16 protein-coding genes are annotated in these 18,178 nt (G+C 64.4%); 9 read left to right on the forward strand and 7 right to left on the reverse strand.

Annotation, left to right across the window (positions count from 1 at the left end):
• Positions 1-5: 5 nt before the first annotated feature.
• The 4 genes from AAHM38_RS12275 to AAHM38_RS12290 all read left to right on the forward strand — a co-directional run bounded on the left by AAHM38_RS12275 (position 6) and on the right by AAHM38_RS12290 (position 2,921).
• Entirely contained in the window at positions 6-776 is a 771-nt protein-coding gene (locus tag AAHM38_RS12275; RefSeq protein WP_103518981.1) for a crotonase/enoyl-CoA hydratase family protein, read from the forward strand.
• Between the two features lie 384 nt (positions 777-1,160).
• Positions 1,161-1,844, forward strand: a complete 684-nt coding sequence (locus AAHM38_RS12280; protein WP_004634882.1) for a CsgG/HfaB family protein — start codon at positions 1,161-1,163, stop codon at positions 1,842-1,844.
• Positions 1,845-1,893: 49 nt separating this feature from the next.
• Complete coding sequence (locus AAHM38_RS12285) at positions 1,894-2,259, forward strand: DUF4810 domain-containing protein (RefSeq protein WP_004634880.1); 366 nt, start codon at positions 1,894-1,896, stop codon at positions 2,257-2,259.
• A complete protein-coding gene (locus AAHM38_RS12290; protein ID WP_004634877.1) occupies positions 2,259-2,921 on the forward strand; it encodes a DUF799 domain-containing protein in 663 nt (220 codons plus the stop codon). The genes AAHM38_RS12285 and AAHM38_RS12290 overlap by 1 nt, the downstream gene beginning before the upstream one ends.
• 73 nt (positions 2,922-2,994) lie before the next feature.
• On the opposite strand, the gene metE is transcribed toward AAHM38_RS12290, so the two are convergent.
• Complete coding sequence (gene metE / locus AAHM38_RS12295; RefSeq protein WP_116576276.1) at positions 2,995-5,325, reverse strand: 5-methyltetrahydropteroyltriglutamate--homocysteine S-methyltransferase; 2,331 nt, start codon at positions 5,323-5,325, stop codon at positions 2,995-2,997.
• 124 nt (positions 5,326-5,449) lie between these two features.
• On the opposite strand from metE, the gene AAHM38_RS12300 reads away from it, so the two are divergent.
• Complete coding sequence (locus AAHM38_RS12300) at positions 5,450-6,367, forward strand: LysR family transcriptional regulator (RefSeq protein ID WP_065855413.1); 918 nt, start codon at positions 5,450-5,452, stop codon at positions 6,365-6,367.
• Here the strand turns inward: AAHM38_RS12300 and AAHM38_RS12305 are convergent, their stop codons facing one another.
• Positions 6,368-7,288 (reverse strand): LysR family transcriptional regulator, encoded by a 921-nt coding sequence (locus tag AAHM38_RS12305; protein WP_116576277.1) that lies wholly within the window; start codon positions 7,286-7,288, stop codon positions 6,368-6,370.
• A 113-nt stretch (positions 7,289-7,401) separates the two neighbouring features.
• Here AAHM38_RS12305 and AAHM38_RS12310 point away from each other — a divergent pair, with 113 nt between their 5' ends.
• Both AAHM38_RS12310 and AAHM38_RS12315 read left to right on the forward strand, forming a co-directional pair.
• Positions 7,402-8,559 carry an acyl-CoA dehydrogenase family protein gene (locus AAHM38_RS12310; protein WP_116576278.1) on the forward strand — a complete coding sequence of 386 codons (1,158 nt, stop codon included), beginning with the start codon at positions 7,402-7,404 and terminating at the stop codon, positions 8,557-8,559.
• Between the two features lie 103 nt (positions 8,560-8,662).
• Positions 8,663-9,301, forward strand: coding sequence for an FMN-binding negative transcriptional regulator (locus AAHM38_RS12315; RefSeq protein WP_116576279.1), 639 nt, complete (start codon positions 8,663-8,665; stop codon positions 9,299-9,301).
• A 41-nt stretch (positions 9,302-9,342) separates the two neighbouring features.
• On the opposite strand, the gene fahA is transcribed toward AAHM38_RS12315, so the two are convergent.
• The 3 genes from fahA to AAHM38_RS12330 all read right to left on the reverse strand — a co-directional run bounded on the left by fahA (position 9,343) and on the right by AAHM38_RS12330 (position 13,742).
• Positions 9,343-10,614: a fumarylacetoacetase gene (gene fahA, locus AAHM38_RS12320; protein ID WP_116576280.1), complete on the reverse strand. Its 1,272-nt coding sequence runs from the start codon at positions 10,612-10,614 to the stop codon at positions 9,343-9,345.
• 308 nt (positions 10,615-10,922) lie between these two features.
• The gene (gene hmgA / locus AAHM38_RS12325; protein WP_116576281.1) at positions 10,923-12,269 is read right to left on the reverse strand and encodes a homogentisate 1,2-dioxygenase; all 1,347 of its coding nucleotides are present in this window, start codon (positions 12,267-12,269) and stop codon (positions 10,923-10,925) included.
• 63 nt (positions 12,270-12,332) lie between these two features.
• Positions 12,333-13,742, reverse strand: coding sequence for an MFS transporter (locus AAHM38_RS12330; protein WP_116576282.1), 1,410 nt, complete (start codon positions 13,740-13,742; stop codon positions 12,333-12,335).
• A 133-nt stretch (positions 13,743-13,875) separates the two neighbouring features.
• Here AAHM38_RS12330 and AAHM38_RS12335 point away from each other — a divergent pair, with 133 nt between their 5' ends.
• Both AAHM38_RS12335 and AAHM38_RS12340 read left to right on the forward strand, forming a co-directional pair.
• Complete coding sequence (locus AAHM38_RS12335) at positions 13,876-14,793, forward strand: LysR family transcriptional regulator (RefSeq protein WP_116576283.1); 918 nt, start codon at positions 13,876-13,878, stop codon at positions 14,791-14,793.
• A gap of 210 nt (positions 14,794-15,003) precedes the next feature.
• Positions 15,004-16,056, forward strand: a complete 1,053-nt coding sequence (locus AAHM38_RS12340) for an aldo/keto reductase (RefSeq protein WP_116576284.1) — start codon at positions 15,004-15,006, stop codon at positions 16,054-16,056.
• A gap of 201 nt (positions 16,057-16,257) precedes the next feature.
• On the opposite strand, the gene AAHM38_RS12345 is transcribed toward AAHM38_RS12340, so the two are convergent.
• Positions 16,258-16,467 carry a DUF2783 domain-containing protein gene (locus AAHM38_RS12345; protein WP_039375072.1) on the reverse strand — a complete coding sequence of 70 codons (210 nt, stop codon included), beginning with the start codon at positions 16,465-16,467 and terminating at the stop codon, positions 16,258-16,260.
• A gap of 31 nt (positions 16,468-16,498) precedes the next feature.
• Positions 16,499-18,178 (reverse strand): FAD-dependent oxidoreductase, encoded by a 1,680-nt coding sequence (locus AAHM38_RS12350; RefSeq protein ID WP_116576285.1) that lies wholly within the window; start codon positions 18,176-18,178, stop codon positions 16,499-16,501.

The following is an 18,178-nucleotide window of genomic DNA, read 5'->3' on the forward strand; positions in this document are numbered from 1 at the left end:
CGCCCATGCCCGATGCCGTGCTGTTCCAGACCGATGGCCCGGTCTGCACCATCCTGCTCAATCGGCCCGAGTGCCGCAATGCGGTGGACGGGCCGACCGCCGCGGCGCTGCTCAACGCGTTCGAGCGTTTCGAAGCCGATAGCGCGCTACGCGTTGCCGTGCTGGGCGGCACCGGCGGCCACTTCTGTGCCGGCGCCGATCTGACGGCCGTGGGCGATCCTGGCCGACGCAATCATCTCGATCCCGATGGCGGCATGCCCGGCCCGATGGGCCCTTCGCGCATGGCGCTGTCCAAGCCGCTCATTGCTGCGGTCAGCGGCTATGCCGTGGCGGGCGGGCTGGAACTTGCGCTGTTGGCCGACCTGCGCGTGATGGAGCGCGATGCCGTGTTCGGCGTGTTCTGCCGCCGCTGGGGCGTGCCGCTTATCGACGGCGGTACGGTGCGCTTGCCGCGCATCATCGGCATGGGTCGCGCACTGGACATGATCCTGACTGGCCGTGCCGTGCCCGCTGACGAGGCGCTCGCCATGGGGCTTGCCAATCGCGTGGTCGGCCCCGGCGAAGCGCTGGCCGCGGCGCAGAAGCTCGCCCGAGACATCGCCGCGTTTCCGCAGCAATGCATGCTGGCCGATCGGGCATCGGCGTATGCACAGTGGGATTTGCCGTTGGCGGCCGCGTTGCAGCAGGAGGGCGCTCGAGGTACGCCGATCGTGTTTGCCGAAGGGGTGGAAGGCGCCGCGCGATTCGTGGGCGGCGCCGGGCGGCTTGGCGAATAACCGAATTGCGCGCCGAGCGGGTTTTTGCCTCTAAAAAGTCAACCCGAAATCCGAGGGGGCTTTGAGTTGACCGATTGCTGCTTTCATCAATGGCATCAGCCGTTACAATTCTCGCTTTCCTGAAAATAATGGACGCAATGACGTCCAGATAATGTAAGGGTGGTGTGGGAGTTTCGTCGCGACATACAGCGTTGCCAACGCTGTCGGCGCTGCATCCGCGACGGTTTTGCCTCTCGCGCGGAGCGTTGCGGGCCGATGCAAAATTTCCTCTGTTTTCAATCAAGCGCGGGTCATCCCGTGCCGATAGTGCCTGGGCGCTTTGCGTGAGTGCTCGAAATAACATTTTAGAAAATCAGATTTAAGTGTTTTTAAGGGAGAAGTCGAATGAAGCAAACCTCGAAATTGATGATTGCCGGCGCCGCAGCGGTGGCACTCGGTATGCTCGGCGGGTGCGCGACCGAATCGTCGCAGGCGCTGCCGGTTGCCAAGGTGGAAAGCGCAAGCCGCCCATACGCTGGCGTGCGGGCCCCGATTGCGGTGGGCAAATTCGATAACCGCTCCGCGTACATGCGCGGCGTGTTCTCGGACGGCGTGGACCGCTTGGGCGGCCAGGCCAAGACCATCCTGATCACGCATCTGCAGCAGACGAACCGCTTCTCGGTGCTGGACCGCGACAACATGGCCGAGATCAAGCAGGAAGCCGCCATCAAGAACACCGCGCAGAAACTGAAGGGCGCCGACTACGTCATCACCGGCGATGTGACCGAGTTTGGCCGCAAGGAAACCGGCGATCAGCAACTGTTCGGCATCCTCGGTCGCGGCAAGGAGCAGGTCGCCTACGCGAAGGTCGCGCTGAATGTGGTCAACATTTCGACGTCGGAAGTCGTGTATTCGGTGGGCGGCGCGGGTGAGTACAAGCTGTCGAACCGTGAAGTGATCGGCTTTGGCGGAACGGCCAGCTACGACTCGACGCTCAACGGCAAGGTGCTGGACCTGGCGATGCGTGAAGCGGTGAACAACCTGGTCAACGGCATCGAAAGCGGTGCGTGGAAGCCGGGCGCGCAATAAGCGCAGACGCAGTCAAAACGAAAACACGAAATAAGGGGTAACAACTGTCATGAGCAAGGTGTTTGCGATGTGGCGCGTGGCGGCCGGCGTGGCCGTCGGGAGTGCAATGCTGGCCGGTTGCGCCGGCCCCAAGCCGTTGTACCAGTGGGAAGGCTACCAACCGCAGGTGTATCAGTACTTCAAGGGTGAGGCGAAGGAAGCCCAGGTGGCTGAACTCGAGCGCGGCCTGGAGAAGATCAAGGCCACGAATGGCGCCGTGCCGCCGGGCTATCACGCCCAACTGGGCATGCTGTATTCGGGCCTCGGCAAGGACGACCAGATGGTCCAGGAGTTCAATACCGAGAAGGCACTGTTTCCGGAATCGGCAACGTACATCGATTTCCTGATGAAGAACGTGAAGAAGGGGACCAACTGATGGCCAAGCGCTTTCTGAAACTGTTTGCCGCGGCCGGTGTGGTGACCCTGATGGCGGGTTGTGCTGTGCCGACCAAGAACGTCGACTATGCAGCCTTCAAGGCCAGCAAGCCGCGTTCGATCGTGGTGCTGCCGCCGCTGAATGAATCGCCAGACGTGGGCGCCACCTACGGCATGCTGTCGCAAGTGACGGTGCCGCTGGCAGAGGCGGGTTATTACGTACTGCCGGTCGCGCTGGTGGACGAAACCTTCCGCCAGAACGGCCTGAATACGGCAGGCGACATCCACGGCGTGCCGGTGGCCAAGCTGCATGACATCTTCGGTGCAGATGCGGCGCTGTACATCACGGTCACGCAGTACGGCAGCAAGTACATGGTGGTGAGCAGCTCCACCGTCGTGTCGGCCGATGCCAAGCTGGTCGACCTGAAGAGCGGGCAGACGCTCTGGACTGGCCGCGCCAGCGCGTCCAACAACGAAGGCGGAAACAACTCGGGCGGCGGTCTGATCGGCATGCTGGTGTCGGCGGCGGTCAACCAGATCATCGCCAACGTCACCGACCAGGGCTATAAGGTGGCCGGTACGACGAGCGCGCGTCTGCTGTCGGCCGGGCAACCGGGCGGGCTGCTGTATGGTCCGCGCTCGCCGAAGTACGGCACGGACTAAGCTGCCGTCTGCCGCAAGAAAAAACGCCAACCAGCGCAAGCCGGTTGGCGTTTTTATTTGGTGCTATCGACTTTTAAGCCGTCGCACCTTCGTCCTGCGTCGCCTTGCTGCCCGCATGCAGCGCCTTGGCATGCTTGGCGCGCAAGCGGCGCGTGGCTTCCACCATGCCTTGCAGTGCCGCTTCCACTTCCGGCCAGCCGCGCGTTTTCAGGCCGCAGTCGGGATTCACCCACAGGCGTTGCACCGGCACAACCTGCGCGGCCTTGTCGAGCAGCGCTTCCATCTCTTCGACACGCGGCACGCGCGGCGAATGGATGTCGTACACGCCCGGGCCGATCTCATTGGGGTACGCAAATTCGCCAAACGCGTCGAGCAGTTCCATGTTCGAACGCGACGTCTCGATGGTGATCACGTCAGCATCCATCGACGCGATGGCCGGGAGGATGTCGTTGAACTCCGAGTAGCACATGTGCGTGTGGATCTGCGTGTCGTTGCGCACGCCGGAGGCCGATACGCGGAACGCACGCGCCGCCCACTCCAGGTAGCCCGGCACATCGGATGCGCGCAACGGCAGGCCTTCGCGGAAAGCCGGTTCGTCGATCTGGATGGCGGCAATGCCGGCGGCTTCCAGGTCGCACACTTCGTCACGCAGGGCCAGGGCGATCTGCAGCGCGGTCTGCTCGCGCGGCTGGTCGTCGCGCACGAACGACCACTGCAGCATCGTCACGGGGCCGGTCAGCATGCCCTTCATCGGCTTGGCGGTCAGGCTTTGTGCGTACTTGGACCACTCGACCGTCATCGCTTCCGGGCGATACACATCGCCGTAGATCACGGGCGGCTTCACGCAGCGCGAGCCGTAGCTCTGCACCCAGCCGTTGGCAGTGAAAGCGTAGCCCCACAGCAGCTCGCCGAAGTATTCGACCATGTCGTTGCGCTCGGCTTCTCCGTGCACGAGCATGTCGAGGCCGAGCGCTTCCTGGCGGCGCACCACGTCGGTAATTTCGGCGCGCATGCGCTGCAGGTAATCCAGCGCAGGGAGTTCGCCACGCTTGTGTTGCGCGCGCGCCTGACGAATTTCTGCTGTTTGCGGGAACGAGCCGATGGTGGTGGTCGGCAGCAGCGGCAGGTTCAGGCGGGCTTGCTGGGCTTCTGCGCGGTCGGCGTAAGGTGCTGCGCGTTCTGCGTCTTCTGCGCGGATCGCGGCCACGCGCTTCTTGACGCTGGCGTTGTGCACGCGGCGCGATTCGGTGCGCGAGGCGATGGCGGCGCGATTGTCGTCGAGCGCCTGCTGCACGGCGGCCGGGCCTTCGACCAGCGCGAGCCTGAGGATCGCCAGTTCGTCCAGCTTCTGGCGCGCGAAGGCCAGCCAACCCTTGAGTTCGTCGTCGAGCTTGGTTTCGGCGGACAGGTCGACCGGCACATGCAGCAGCGAGCAGCTCGGCGCCACCCACAGCCGATCGCCAAAGGCGTCGGCCAGCGGCGCCACGCGCTCCAGCACGCGCGCGAGATCGGAGCGCCAGATGTTGCGGCCGTCGACCACGCCAACGGAGAGCACCTTGTCTGCGGGCCACGGCGCGAAGGCGCCAAGCTGTTCGGGCGCACGCACGAGGTCCAGGTGCACGCCATCGACCGGCAGGGATTTGATGAGCGCGGCGTGGTGGGACGCGGCTTCGAAGTACGTCGCCAGCAGCACCTTCGGGCCGTTGGCAGCGGCCAGCGCCTGGTAAGCGGGGCCGAATGCATCTACCCAGGCTTGCGGGAGATCCAGCACCAGCGCTGGTTCGTCGATCTGCACCCATTCCACATTCAGGGCGGCCAGGCGCTGCAGCACAGCGGCGTAGGCCTGAAGCACTTGCGGCAGCAGCGCGAGCTTGTCGGTCAAGCCGTTGCGCGCCTTGGCCAGATGCAGGAACGTGACGGGCCCGGTGAGCGCAACCTTCACGCGGTGCCCAGCGGCCTGTGCCTCGCGCACTTCGTCGAACAGCCATTCGGTGCCGGGGCCCCATGGGCGATCGAGGAGGTCCGGCGTGAGTTCGGGCACGAGATAGTGGTAGTTGGTGTCGAACCACTTCGTCATTTCCATGGCGGCGTGGTCGGCATTGCCACGCGCAAGGACGAACGATTGCGCCAGCGTGAGCTGCGCGGCGTCAAAGCCGTAGCGCGTCGGAATGGCGCCGAGCAGGGCGGCAGTCTGCAACACCTGGTCGTACCAGGCGAAATCGCCCACGGTCACGAAGTCGAGGCCGGCCTCGCGCTGGGCAGTCCAGTGGCGCTCGCGCAGGGCGCGGCCGGTGGCCCGCAGGTCGTCTTCGGACGAGGCCCCCTTCCAGAACGATTCGAGCGCGAACTTCAGCTCGCGTTGGGCGCCGATGCGCGGGTAGCCGAGGGTATGGATGGTCGTCATGGTGGTCGCAGGAGAGGCGATTCGGTTTTCAGTCCAGCGATGATCGGCGACCCGCTTTCATGAATCAAATGATATTATTTTCGATAGCCTTGAATGAGATTCATACATCGGAAGTCGCACGAACATGCTTGAAATTCGCCATCTGCGCACGCTGATCGCCCTGGCCGACGGAGGCTCCGTCTCGCGCGCCGCCGAGCGGCTGCACCTAACGCAATCGGCGCTGTCGCATCAACTGCGCGCACTGGAGTCGCATTACGGGCTGGCCGTCGTGCGCCGCAAGGGGCAGACGGTGGAATTGACCGAAGCCGGGGAGCGCATGCTGGAACTCGCGCAAAAGGTCGTCGCCGACATCCAGGCCGCCGAGCGCGACCTTGAGCGCATCAAGGGCCGCGCGGCCGGCACGCTGCGCATCGCGCTGGAATGCCACACCTGCTTTGACTGGCTGATGCCCGTGATGGACGCCTTCCGCCAGCGCTGGCCCGAAGTGGAGATGGATCTTGTGTCGGGTTTTCACACCGATCCGCTTGCGCTGCTCAAGGACGGACGCGCCGACGTCATCATCGGCTCTGATGCCAAGATGCGGCGCGGCGTGGTGTTTGCGCCGCTGTTTCGCTTCGAGATCCTCGCCGTGCTGCCCGTCGACCACGCCCTGCGCAACAAGAAGTGGCTCGACGCGAAGGACTTTACGGACCAGACGCTGATCACGTATCCCGTGCCCGAAGAGCGCATCGATCTGATCCGCCAGGTGCTGACACCGGCCGGCATCGTATTCAACCGCCGCACGGCGGAGCTGACCATCGCCGTGCTGCAGCTCGTTGCCAGCCGCCGCGGGCTGGCCGCGCTGCCGAGCTGGGGCATCAAAAACTACGTCGATTACGAATACGTGGTGGCCAAGCGTGTCGGCAAGGAAGGCCTGTGGAGCGATCTCTACGCCGCCATGACGCGCGACTATGCGCAGGCGCCGTTTGCCCAGGACTTTATCGAGACGGCCAAGTCGATTTGCTTTGCGCAGCTGCCCGGGCTGATGCCGCTGGAGGCGTGATCAGGCGCGTTCCTTCTGCGGCAGGCGCGGCAGCTTGCCTTGCAGCCCGTCCTTCAGGAAGTCCAGCAAGTGTCGCGTCGCGAGCGTCCGGTATCGACTCGGCATCGCCAGCATGTAAAGGCGGCTGCCAAACACGCTGAACCGATATCCGGGCAGCACGCGTTTGACGTGACCGTCGCGCAGATCATCGGCTGCGGCGTAATAGGGCAGGATTCCGAGGCCATTGCCCGAACGCACGGCGGCTTGCAGAAACAGGTAGTTGTCGGAAGAGACGCCCGGGTCCAGCGTCACGAGTGTCCGTTCATCGCCCAGTTGCGCCGACAGCCGCAACGGTTGTCCGACCGCGGGCGCGCTGACGATGGTGTGGGCTGCGAGCGCGTCGAGCGTTTTCGGCACGCCATGCACGGCCAGGTAGTCCGGCGCGGCGCACAGCACCCAGTCGACTTCATCGAGCAGCGTGGCGACCAGCGATTCCGGCGGGTTCGAGACAATGCGCAGCGCCACGTCGACGTCCTCGCCAATCAGGTCCGACACCCGGTTGTCGAACCGCACATCCAGGCGGATATCCGGATACGCCCGCTTGAAGGCCACCAGCAGCGGCGACACCAGCAAATGCCCCAACCCAGTCGGCACCGACAGCCGCACGCTGCCTTGCAGCGATTTGCCGAGCGACGAGACCAGCGCGTCGGCGGCAGCCATTTCGCGCAGGATGCTTCGGCCGTGTTCATAGATGCCGGCGCCGACCTCCGTGGGTTCCACGCGGCGCGTGGTCCGGCGCAGCAGTTGCACGCCCAGTGCGCGCTCGAACGCCTTCAACCGGTGGCTCACGTTGGAACGTGTGGTTTGCAGCCGGCGCGCCGCCGCCGACAGGTTGCCCGCATCGACAATTTCCACGAACAGCTTGAGCGCATTGAGATCCATGACCGCCCGTCAGATTGGTGAATCGAATTCGACATTCTGTTGATGCCGGCGCGGATTGTCAAAGTGTGCCAACCCGGTAACATCCCCCCGCATATCCCACAGGAGCAGGTGACATGGCGCTCGACGACGAATCCTTCGGCTTGCTGCAGCAATCGGTGCAGCGCTTCATCCAGGAACGGCTCGTGCCGGCGGAGAACATCCTCGAGGAAGAGGACGACGTGCCCGCCGACATCGTTGCCGACATGAAAGAGATGGGCCTCTTCGGCCTGTCGATTCCGGAAGAGTACGGTGGCATTGGCCTGGCGATGGTGCAGGAATGCGAGGTGGCGTACGACCTCGGGCACACGGCGCTGGCGTTTCGCTCGGTGTTCGGCACCAACGTCGGCATCGGCTCGCAGGGCATCCTGATGGACGGCACCGATGCGCAGAAGGCCGATTACCTGCCGCGCATCGCCAGTGGCGAACTGATCATCTCGTTTGCGCTGACGGAACCGAACGCGGGGTCGGATGCGGCGTCGCTGCAGACGCGCGCCACGCTGGACGGCGATCACTACGTCATCAATGGCACCAAGCGCTACATCACCAACGCGCCGCGCGCCGGGGCGTTCACGCTGATGGCGCGAACGGGAAGCGAAGGCGCGGGCGGCATCTCGGCCTTTATCGTGCCGGCCGACACGCCGGGCATCACGCTGGGCAAGCCCGACAAGAAGATGGGCCAGCGCGGCACCAAGACGTGCGATGTGATGCTCGACAACGTGCGGGTGCCCGCCGCCAACATCATCGGCGGCGTGGCGGGGCAGGGCTTCAAGACGGCGATGAAGGTGCTGGATCGGGGCCGTCTGCATATCTCGGCGCTGGCCTGCGGCATGGCGCATCGGCTCATCACCGATGCGGTGGCCTACGCCAAGGAGCGCAAACAGTTCGGTCAGCCTATCGCAGACTTTCAGTTAATTCAGGCCATGCTCGCCGATAGCCAGACTGAGCTGTACGCCGGCATGTCGATGGTGCGGGATTGTGCGCGCCGCTACGACGCAAAGCCCGTCGGCAAACAGGATCACGAGGTCAGCATGCTGGCTTCCTGCACCAAGATGTTCTGTACTGAGATGGTCGGTCGCGTGGCGGATCGTGCAGTGCAGATTCACGGTGGCGCGGGCTACATTGCCGAGTACAAGGCCGAGCGCTTCTATCGCGATGTGCGCCTGTTGCGCCTGTACGAAGGCACCACGCAGATCCAGCAGCTCATCATCGCCAAGAACCTGCTGCGCGATTAGGTTGGCTCTAATAATCCGCCGGAATCTGGCTCTATGTTGGAGCCACGTTCGGGTTCAGAATAGGTGCTTCCTGTCAGATTGCACGGTTGCTGCCGGAGTCGCCATGTACATTCCCGCCCACTTTGAAGAATCGCGCCCTGACGCGCTGCACGACCTGATCGCGCAGAATCCGTTCGGGACGCTCGTCACGCATGGCGAGCATGGGCTGGACGCGAACCACATCCCGTTCTTGCTGCTGCCGGAAGAGGGCAAGCTTGGCGTGCTGCATGCCCACGTGGCGCGCGCCAACCCGGTCTGGAAAGACGTGGCGAATGGCGATGAGGTGCTCGTCATCTTCCGCGCGGGCGATGCGTATATTTCACCGACGTGGTATCCGAGCAAGCACGAAGCCCACCGGCAGGTGCCGACATGGAACTACCGCGTCGCGCATGCGCATGGCCGTATCACCGTGCGTGACGACGAGCGTTTTGTGCGCGGCGTCGTGGCTCGCCTGACGCGCGTGCATGAGGCATCGCAGCCGACGCCGTGGAAAATGTCCGACGCCCCAACGGACTACACGGACGCGCTGCTCAAGATGATCGTCGGCATCGAGATCGAGATCACGCGCATCGAAGGCAAGCTCAAGCTGAGTCAGAACAAAGAGACGCGAGATATCGTCGGCGCCGGTGAGGCGCTCAGGGCCAGCGGCGAGCGTGTGATCGGCGATGCGATGCTGGCCTGCGCCGCTGCCAAGACGGAATAAAAGCGGAGCGACGGACTGTTGATCCGTCGCTCTGCACTGCCTTACTTCACACTGCGCGCCGGCAGAATCTCGCCGCGCACTTCCCCGAAACCCACACGATAGCCATCGCCCTGGCACCAGCCGGTCATGGTGACTTCGTCGCCGTCTTCCAGGAAGGCGCGCGTGGTGCCGTTGCCGAGGTCCAGCGGCTGCTTGCCGTTGACAGTCAGCTCCAGCAGGCTGCCGTAGGAATCCGGCGTTGTTCCGCTGATGGTGCCCGAGCCCATCAGGTCACCCACGCGCACGTTGCAGCCGGACACCGTGTGGTGCGCGAGCTGCTGCGCCATCGTCCAGTACATCGCGCGAAAGTTTGTGCGGGCGATGGTGGTGCGTTCGCCACCGTGGGGCCGCAATGCAGTTTCGAGAGCGATGTCGTACGCGTTGGGCCGGCTCTGCCGCAGGTACTCCAGCGGCTCGGGCGACTGCACCGGGTTGGCCACGCGGAACGGTTCCAGCGCCTCCATCGTGACGATCCACGGCGAGATCGATGTACCGAACCCCTTCGAGTTGAACGGGCCGAGCGGCACGTATTCCCATTGCTGAATGTCGCGTGCGCTCCAGTCGTTGAGGAGCACGACGCCGAACATGTAGTCCGGTGCCGCGTCGACGGAAACCGGCTCACCCAGCGCGCTCGGCTTGCCAACCACAAAGGCCATCTCGAGTTCGTAGTCCAGCTTGCGGCAGGCCGTGAAGATCGGACGCGGCTGGTCGGGCAGCTTGATCTGGCCCATCGGGCGGTGCAGCGGTGTGCCGCTCACCACCACGGAGCTGGCGCGGCCGTTATAGCCGATCGGGATTTCCAGCCAGTTGGGCAGCAGCGCGTTCTCGGGATCTCGGAACATGCGGCCGACGTTGGTGGCGTGTTCTTTCGATGAATAGAAATCCGTATAGCCGGGGATGTCGATCGGCAGATGCATCACGGCATGTGCCTGCGGCACCAGCGCGCGAGCGTGCAGCGTGGCGTTGTCGCGCACGTGGGTGTCGGCCACGCTGAACAGCGCTTGCAGCTTCTTGCGCGTTTCCGCCCAGACGGGCTTGCCGAGTGCGATGAAGGTGTTGAGCTTGCCAGTGCGGAACGTGCCGCGTGTTGCTGCGGGGAGCAGGCCGGCGTCATCCAGCACGCCGAGATCGATGACCTGATCGCCCAGGGCCACGCCTGCGCGTGGCGACGGGTTTTCCTTGGTGGAGAAGATGCCGAAGGGCAGGTTTTCCAGGGGGAAGTGGGTGTCGGGGGTGTTGGCGGATTCTAGCCAGCTTAGTTGGCGGGTGGTCATGATGGGGGCGATGGTTTGTTTGTTGAGTCGGCTATTGCTTGACGTTGCTGGTGCATCCCTTGTTTCACCCCCTGCCGGGGGCGACTTACTTTCTTTGTCTTGCCAAAGAAAGTAAGCAAAGAAAGGCGCGCCCGAGATGGCGAAAGACTCCTTGAATTTCCGTAACCGGGCGGAGAAGGACCGAAACTCGCTGCGCTCAGACAGCGGTCCTTCTTTTTTCCGCCCGCTTACGAAAATTCAAGGGGCCATCTAGGGCAGGGTACGGCCACACCTTCGCGGCGCTGACCTTGGCGTCAAGGTTGATTTGCTTAACGCTTGGTGGGGTCGAAATGCTTCTTCAGGCCTTGCCAGCATTCGAAGTACTTGGCTTGCAGTTGCGCGGATTCCGCTGCGAAGCGCGTGGGGCGGATCACGGCTGGCGTTTCGAACATGAAGGCCATCGTTGCGTCGACCTTGTGCGGCTTGGTGGTGTCGCCGTTGCTGGCTTTCTCGAACGTGTCGGCGTCGGGGCCGTGGCCGCTCATGCAGTTGTGCAGGCTGGCGCCGCCGGGCACGAAGCCTTCGGCCTTGGCGTCGTACACGCCCTGGATCAGGCCCATGAATTCGCTCGCGACGTTGCGGTGGAACCAGGGCGGGCGGAACGTGTTTTCGGCGGCCAGCCAGCGCGGCGGGAAGATCACGAAGTCGATCGTGTCCACGCCTGGCGTGTCGGAGGGGCTCTGCAGCACCAGGAAGATCGACGGGTCCGGATGGTCGTAGCTGATCGAGCCGATGGTGTTGAACAGGCGCAGGTCGTACTTGTACGGCGCGAGGTTGCCGTGCCAGGCAACAACGTCAAGCGGCGAGTGGCCGATCTTCGCGCTCCACAGGCTGCCCTGGAATTTTGCGACGAGTTCGAAGTTGCCCTCGCGGTCTTCGTACCACGCGTGCGGGGTGAGGAAGTCCCGCGGGTTGGCCAGGCCGTTCGAGCCGATCACGCCCAGGTCCGGCAAGCGGAAGAGCGCGCCGAAGTTCTCGCAGATGTAGCCGCGCGCGTCGCCATCCGGCAGTTCGACGCGGAAGCGCACGCCGCGCGGGACAACGACAATCTCCAGCGGTTCGACATCGACCACGCCCATCTCCGTCAGCAGGCGCAGGCGGCCTTGCTGCGGGACGATCAGCAGTTCGCCGTCGGCGTTGTAGAAGAAGCGCTCCGTCATCGACGCATTGGCGGCGTACAGGTGGATGCCGCAGCCGGTTTGCGCATCCGGCCCGCCGTTGCCGGCGAAGGTGACGATGCCGTCGATGAAATCGGTGCCGGCGGCAGGTGCGGGCAGCGGATCCCAGCGCAGCTGGTTGGGCGAGGGCGGCACCTCGTTGAAGTTGCTGTGGAACCGCCCCTGCGCCATGGCCTCGAACGGCAGATGCACGGCGCCCGGACGGATGCGATACAGCCACGAGCGGCGGTTGTGCGCGCGCGGGGCGGTGAATGCCGTGCCGGAAATCTGTTCCGCATACAAGCCATACGGTGCCTTCTGCGGGGAGTTCTGGCCGTGCGGCAACGCGCCGGGCAGCGCTTCGGTGGCGAACTCGTTGCCGAAGCCGCTCTGGTAAGCAGGCCGGTCCAGCGACGCGGGGGTGAATGCGTTCTTGACCGTCGGGGCGAGCATATTCATGGTGAAGTCCTTGGAGAAAAAGTCAGGAGCGTCTTAAGGGAAAGCGTAGTCGTTACCGGGCCATCAGGCGGGCTTGCCGGTTGCGCGACCTGAGGCAAAGCGTGCGGCGTCCGGGCCACTGGCGGCCAGCGTAAGCGCCAGCACCATGCCGAACGACACCATCGCCGGCACCGCGGCGGCCGAGAACAGCGCCGGGCCGCTCCACTGCATGGCAATCAGTTGCCCGCCGATCACGGGGCCGATGACGGAGCCGATGCGGCCCACGCCAAGGCTCCAGCCGATGCCGGTGGCCCGCAGCGTGGTGGGGTAATACGTGGCGGCGAGCGCATTGACCGCAGGCTGTCCGCCGACGATGCAGAAGCCCGCCACGAACACCACCGCCACCAGCACGGGTAGCGCAGCCGCCACATGGCCGATCAGACCGACGGTGACGCAGGCGATCAGGAAACAGACGGCCAGCACGCGCACAAAGCCCAGGCGATCGATCAGCCGGCCCAGCGTGAGCGTACCGATCACACCGCCTACCTGCAGCGCGGTGGCGACCAGCACAGCGGTATCCGTCGGATATCCGGCATCGCGAATCAGCGTCGGCAGCCAGTTCGACAGGAAGTACAGGTCGATCAGGTTCATGAAGTTGATGACCCACAGCACGAGCGTGACCTTGGCGCGGCCTTCCGTGAAGAGCGCGGAGACCGGCATACCGCGCGCGGGCGCCTCGGGCACCACGAATTGCGTCTGCGCGTTCACCTGGAGTTGCGGCGCCAGCTTGCCCAGCCAGCGAGCCAGACGCTGATGGCGCGTTTGTCGCATTTGTCCATGGCCCTTGAGCACCAGGTATTGCAGGGATTCCGGCAGCCACAACACCATCATCACGCCAATGACAAGAGGCACCAGGCCGCCCACCAGAAACACCGCATGCCACCCAAAGCGCGACAGCAGCGCCGCGCTCACAAAGCCGCCAAGCGCCGCGCCGACAGTAAAGCCGCATGACACCAACATCATCCACGTTACGCGCGTGCGTGCGGGGCTGAACTCGCCGGCCAGCGCCATCGCGTTGGGCATGATGCAGCCCAGCCCCAGGCCCGTGACAAAGCGCAGGATAAGCAGGGCGTTCACCGTTTCCACCTGCGTGGTGGCCAGCATGCACGCTGCAAAAAAGAAGGTCGCAACGATCAGCACCGGCCGCCGCCCGAAGCGGTCGCCCAGCACGCCAAACACCAGCGAGCCGACCAGCATGCCGAACAGCCCCGCGCCGAACACCGGCCCAAGGCTCGCCTTGGTGATGTTCCAATCCTTGATGATGGCGGGCGCCACATAGCCCATGGCCTGCACATCAAAGCCGTCGATGATCAGGCACAGCCCGCAGATGGCGAGCAGCAGGATCCGGAAGCCGCCGACCTTGCCCTCATCAATCAGGCGGGCGAGGTCGATGGGCGTGGATGGCGCTTCATGAGCAGTGGCGGCAGGGCGCATGGTGGTCTCCGGTGGCGGCGTTGCCGCTCTGTTTTGGATTCTTGGTATGCGCGTATTGTCCGGATCAGGTGAAAATTTGGAATATCAATGCGAGAATGCATGCTATTGATATTGTGAATGTTGGGGCGCTGCCATGCTCAATCTGCGCGATGTGGACCTGAACCTGCTGGTGCTGTTTCAGGAAATCCTGCGCGAAAAGCGCATCTCCGTCGTGGCCGAGCGGCTGGGCCTGTCGCAGCCGGCGGTGAGCAACGCGCTGTCGCGCCTGCGCCAGACCTTCGATGACGAACTCTTCGTGCGCACCCCGCGCGGCATGATGCCGACCGCACTTGCCGAGCAGTTGGCCGAACCGGTGGCGATGGCGCTCGACACGCTGCAACGCGCTTTCGGCCAGCGCACGCATTTTGATGCGGCCACTTCCACGCGCAACTTCACGATTGCCATGAGCGATGTCGGCGAGGTGTATTTCATGCCGGTGCTGGCGCAGTTATGTGCCGAGCAGGCGCCCGGCGTGCGCATCGATACCATGCGGGCCGGCGGGTTCGACATGAAGGCCGAAATGGAGGCTGGCGCCATCGACCTTGCCATCGGCGCGTTCGATGATCTTTCCGGCGAGAGCATCTTCCAGCGCCGCCTGTTCCAGCAGGATTATGTGACGATGTTCCGGCGCGGCCATGCGCTGTCGGAAGGCAGGCTCACGCTGGAACGCTTTCGCGCCGCGTCGCATCTGGTGGTGGCGAGTTCGGCCAGCCCTTACAACGCCATCGGGCCGCTGCTGGACAAGGCGGGGATCACGCAGTCGGCGCGTTTTTCAGTGCCGCACTTCGTGGCGGTGCCGTACATCGTCAGCACGACCGATCTGGTGGTGACGGTGCCGCGCAAGCTGGCCGAGCGGGCAGCGCCGCCGTTCGGGCTCGAGTTCGTTGCGCCGCCGCTCAAGCTTCCGGCACTGCAGACCAATGTGTTCTGGCACCGGCGCTTCCATCAGGACGCCGGCAACCAGTGGCTGCGCAACCTTGTCGCGCAGCGCTTTGCAGAGCTGGAACGCTAGGCATCAGCTTGCCCAGGCCGTGCGCTGCAGTCATCCGCGCGATGACCGGTAGGCTTGCCTAGGCTGGTCTTCTCCTTGCGCCTGGGCCATCACCCTGCATCCGACCGAGCGCTCTGCAGGATCAGCCGGTCCGTCTTATCCTCTGCGTTGTCTTTCGCATCTGAGCCTGTGCGCTCAGCATTCCGTTCCCACCGTATTGGAGTCGATCACATGCGTTACAACCGACTGGGCCGGACCGGCCTGTTTGTTTCTGAGCTATGCCTCGGCACGATGACCTTCGGCGGCAGCGATGGCATCTGGCAGCACATCGGCGATTTGCAGCAAGCCGATGCCGAGCGCCTGATTGGGCGCGCCCTCGACGCCGGCATCAATTTCATCGATACGGCGGATGTGTACGCCAATGGCGTCGCTGAACAGTTGACGGGGCAGGCGCTCAAGAACCTGAAGGTGTCGCGCGACAGCGTGGTCGTCGCCACCAAGGTGTTCGGGCAGACCGGCGACAGCGTGAACGCGCGCGGCGCCTCGCGGTTCCACATCATGGACGGCATCAAGGCGAGCCTGAAGCGCATGCAGCTCGACCATATCGATCTTTATCAGATCCATGGTTTCGATCCCGCCACGCCGATCGAAGAAACCGTGCGTGCCCTCGACACGCTGGTCCAGCATGGCCACGTGCGCTATGTGGGTGTATCGAACTGGGCGGCGTGGCAGATCGTCAAGGCGTTGGGCATTGCGGAGCGGCTGGGCTGCGCTCGCTTCGAAAGCCTGCAGGCGTATTACACAATTGCCGGCCGTGACCTGGAGCGCGAGTTGGTGCCGATGCTCAAGAGCGAAGGCCTGGGCCTGATGGTGTGGAGCCCGCTGGCCGGTGGCCTGCTCAGCGGCAAGTACACACGCGAGCAGCACGGCGAGCAAGACAGCCGCCGCAACAAGTTCGATTTCCCGCCGGTGGACCGGGCACGTGCCTACACGTGCGTGGATGCCATGCGCGTCATGGCCAATGCGCGCAGCGTGTCGGTCGCGCAGATTGCGCTGGCGTGGCTGCTGCATCAGCAGGCAGTGACCACCGTGATCGTCGGTGCCAAGAAGATCGAGCAGCTCGACGACAACATCGCGGCCACCAAGGTTGAACTGACGGCGGAAGAACTCGCTCAGCTCGACGAGCTGAGCAAACTCCCGGCCGAATACCCGGGCTGGATGCTGGAGCGGCAAGGGGAGTACCGGCGTGGCCAGCTTGCCGGAATGCGGCAAGCTGTGCGCTAGTCTGCCGGCTCAAATCGTTCGCCTTTGAACACGCGGCGCGGATTGCCGCGCTCCACCTGGTGATGGAGCGCGCGCCGTTGCGCACGCTGCGCCACATCGGCCGCCGCGTTATCGTTTTGGTGGAGCGCGCTCCTCTTCGCGCCAACCCCAGCCGCAAGTACGATCAAACGTAAGCGTTGGATTGATGAAACGTGATGACGCTCAGGTTGCCGTTGCTGCCGGCAATGCCAGCCGCGCCGCCGCCAGCGCTTCACGCAATACCGCCATGTCGCCGATATGGTTCGCGAGCAGCAGGATGAGCTGCGCGTTGAGCATCGCGCTGTGCTCCTCGTCGAGGTTGCGGTGCGCGTCGATCAGCGCTTCGTAAAAGTCATCGGGGCGCGGCAGGTTCGGTTGCGTATTCAGCGGCATGGCGATCGGTGATCGGTGATCGGTATTCAATTCAGGCGGCGACTGTGGCATGCGGCTGTGCTGCCGGCGCGGTTTGGCCGGTGGCGCGAAGCAACGCAGCGGCCAGCTTGGCAGGCTCAAGCGCGCGCCAGCGTGCGCAGACGTGCTGATCTGGCCGGATCAGGTAGATCGTGCCGGGGCGCGCGTCATAGCGTTGCGCGACCAGCCCGTCGATGTCTTCCAGCGCCGCCACGTTGGCCGAGACTGTGCCCATGCCGCCGGCCGGGAAGATGGCCAGCGTCGGCAGCGGTAGCGCGTCGACGTGTTCTCCCGCGCCGCAGAAGCGCAACGCGGTGAAGCTGCCGTGCAGATGGCTGAGCAGCCAGTCGGCGCGGCCATCGGCATGGCGTACCGGCGCATCAAGTGCGACAGCGCCGGGCACGAGCGTGCAGGCGAAAGGCGCCTCATCCGCTGTCTGCAACGGAGAACCTTCAAGCACCGTCGGCATCGAGAGCCGCCCGCTGTTGACCAGCGTCCGCGCAAACGGATAGTGCTTGGCCAGGCGCAGCGTGGCATCGCGAAAGAGCCGGCTGACCGCACTTTTTGGCGTGATGAAATCGGTCGAGCGCGTGGAGTGGCGGATGTTGTCGTCGGCGGCGAACTCGCGCTCGCTCGCGTAGGTGTCGAGCAGCGTGTCGGGCGCATCGCCGGCCAGCACCATGCGCAATTTCCACGCGAGGTTTTCGGCGTCTTGCAAACCGCTGTTGGCACCACGTGCGCCGAACGGCGAGACGCGATGTGCCGCATCGCCGATGAAGAGCACACGGCCGTGGCGGAAGCGGTCCATGCGTTCGCACGAAAATGTATAGACGCTGACCCATTCCAGCTCGAAATCGACGCCTTCCCCCAGCAGCGCGCGCACGCGTGGGATGACGCGCTCGGGTTGCCTCTCGGCCACGGGATCGGCGTCCCAGCCGAGCTGGAAATCGATGCGCCAGACGTTGTCGGGCTGATGGTGGAGCAGCACCGATTGATTCGGATGGAACGGCGGATCAAACCAGAACCAGCGCTCGCTCGGGAAGGGCGCATCCATGCGCACGTCGGCGATCAGGAAGCGGTCTTTGAACGTCTGGCCGCGGGCTTCGAGGCCCATCATGTGCCGCACCGGGCTGCGCGAGCCATCGGCGGCGACCACGTACTGCGCGCGCTGTGCGTACGTGCCATCGGGCGTCTCAATGCTGAGCGTCACGCCATCGGCATCTTGCGTGAGGGCCGTCACCTTGTTCTTCCAGCGCAGTTCGATGTTCGGCAAGGCTTGCGCGCGTTCAACGAGAAAGCCCTCGACGTAGTACTGCTGCAGGTTGATGAAGGCCGGCCGGCGGTGGCCGGTTTCGGGCAGCAGGTCAAAGCTGTAGAGCAGCTCGTCCTTCAGGTAGACCTTGCCGACGTTCCAGCTCACGCCCTTGTCGACCATGCAGTCGCCGCAACCGAGCCGATCGAAAATCTCCAGCGAGCGCTTGGAGAAACAGATCGCGCGTGAGCCGGTCGACAGCGTGCAATCGTCGTCGACGACGACCACGGCCACGCCCTGCTGCGCCAGATCGATGGCCGTGGCCAACCCCACCGGCCCGGCGCCGACGATGACGACGGGGCGCGCTTCAGTGGCCGCGCCGGGTTGCTGTTCGGCGCACGGCGCATACGCGAAGACGCGGTTCTGGAAGTCGGGATTCAT

The sequence above is a fragment of the Ralstonia sp. OTU4908 genome, assembly GCF_038440115.1.
Taxonomy (GTDB): Bacteria; Pseudomonadota; Gammaproteobacteria; order Burkholderiales; family Burkholderiaceae; genus Ralstonia; species Ralstonia pickettii.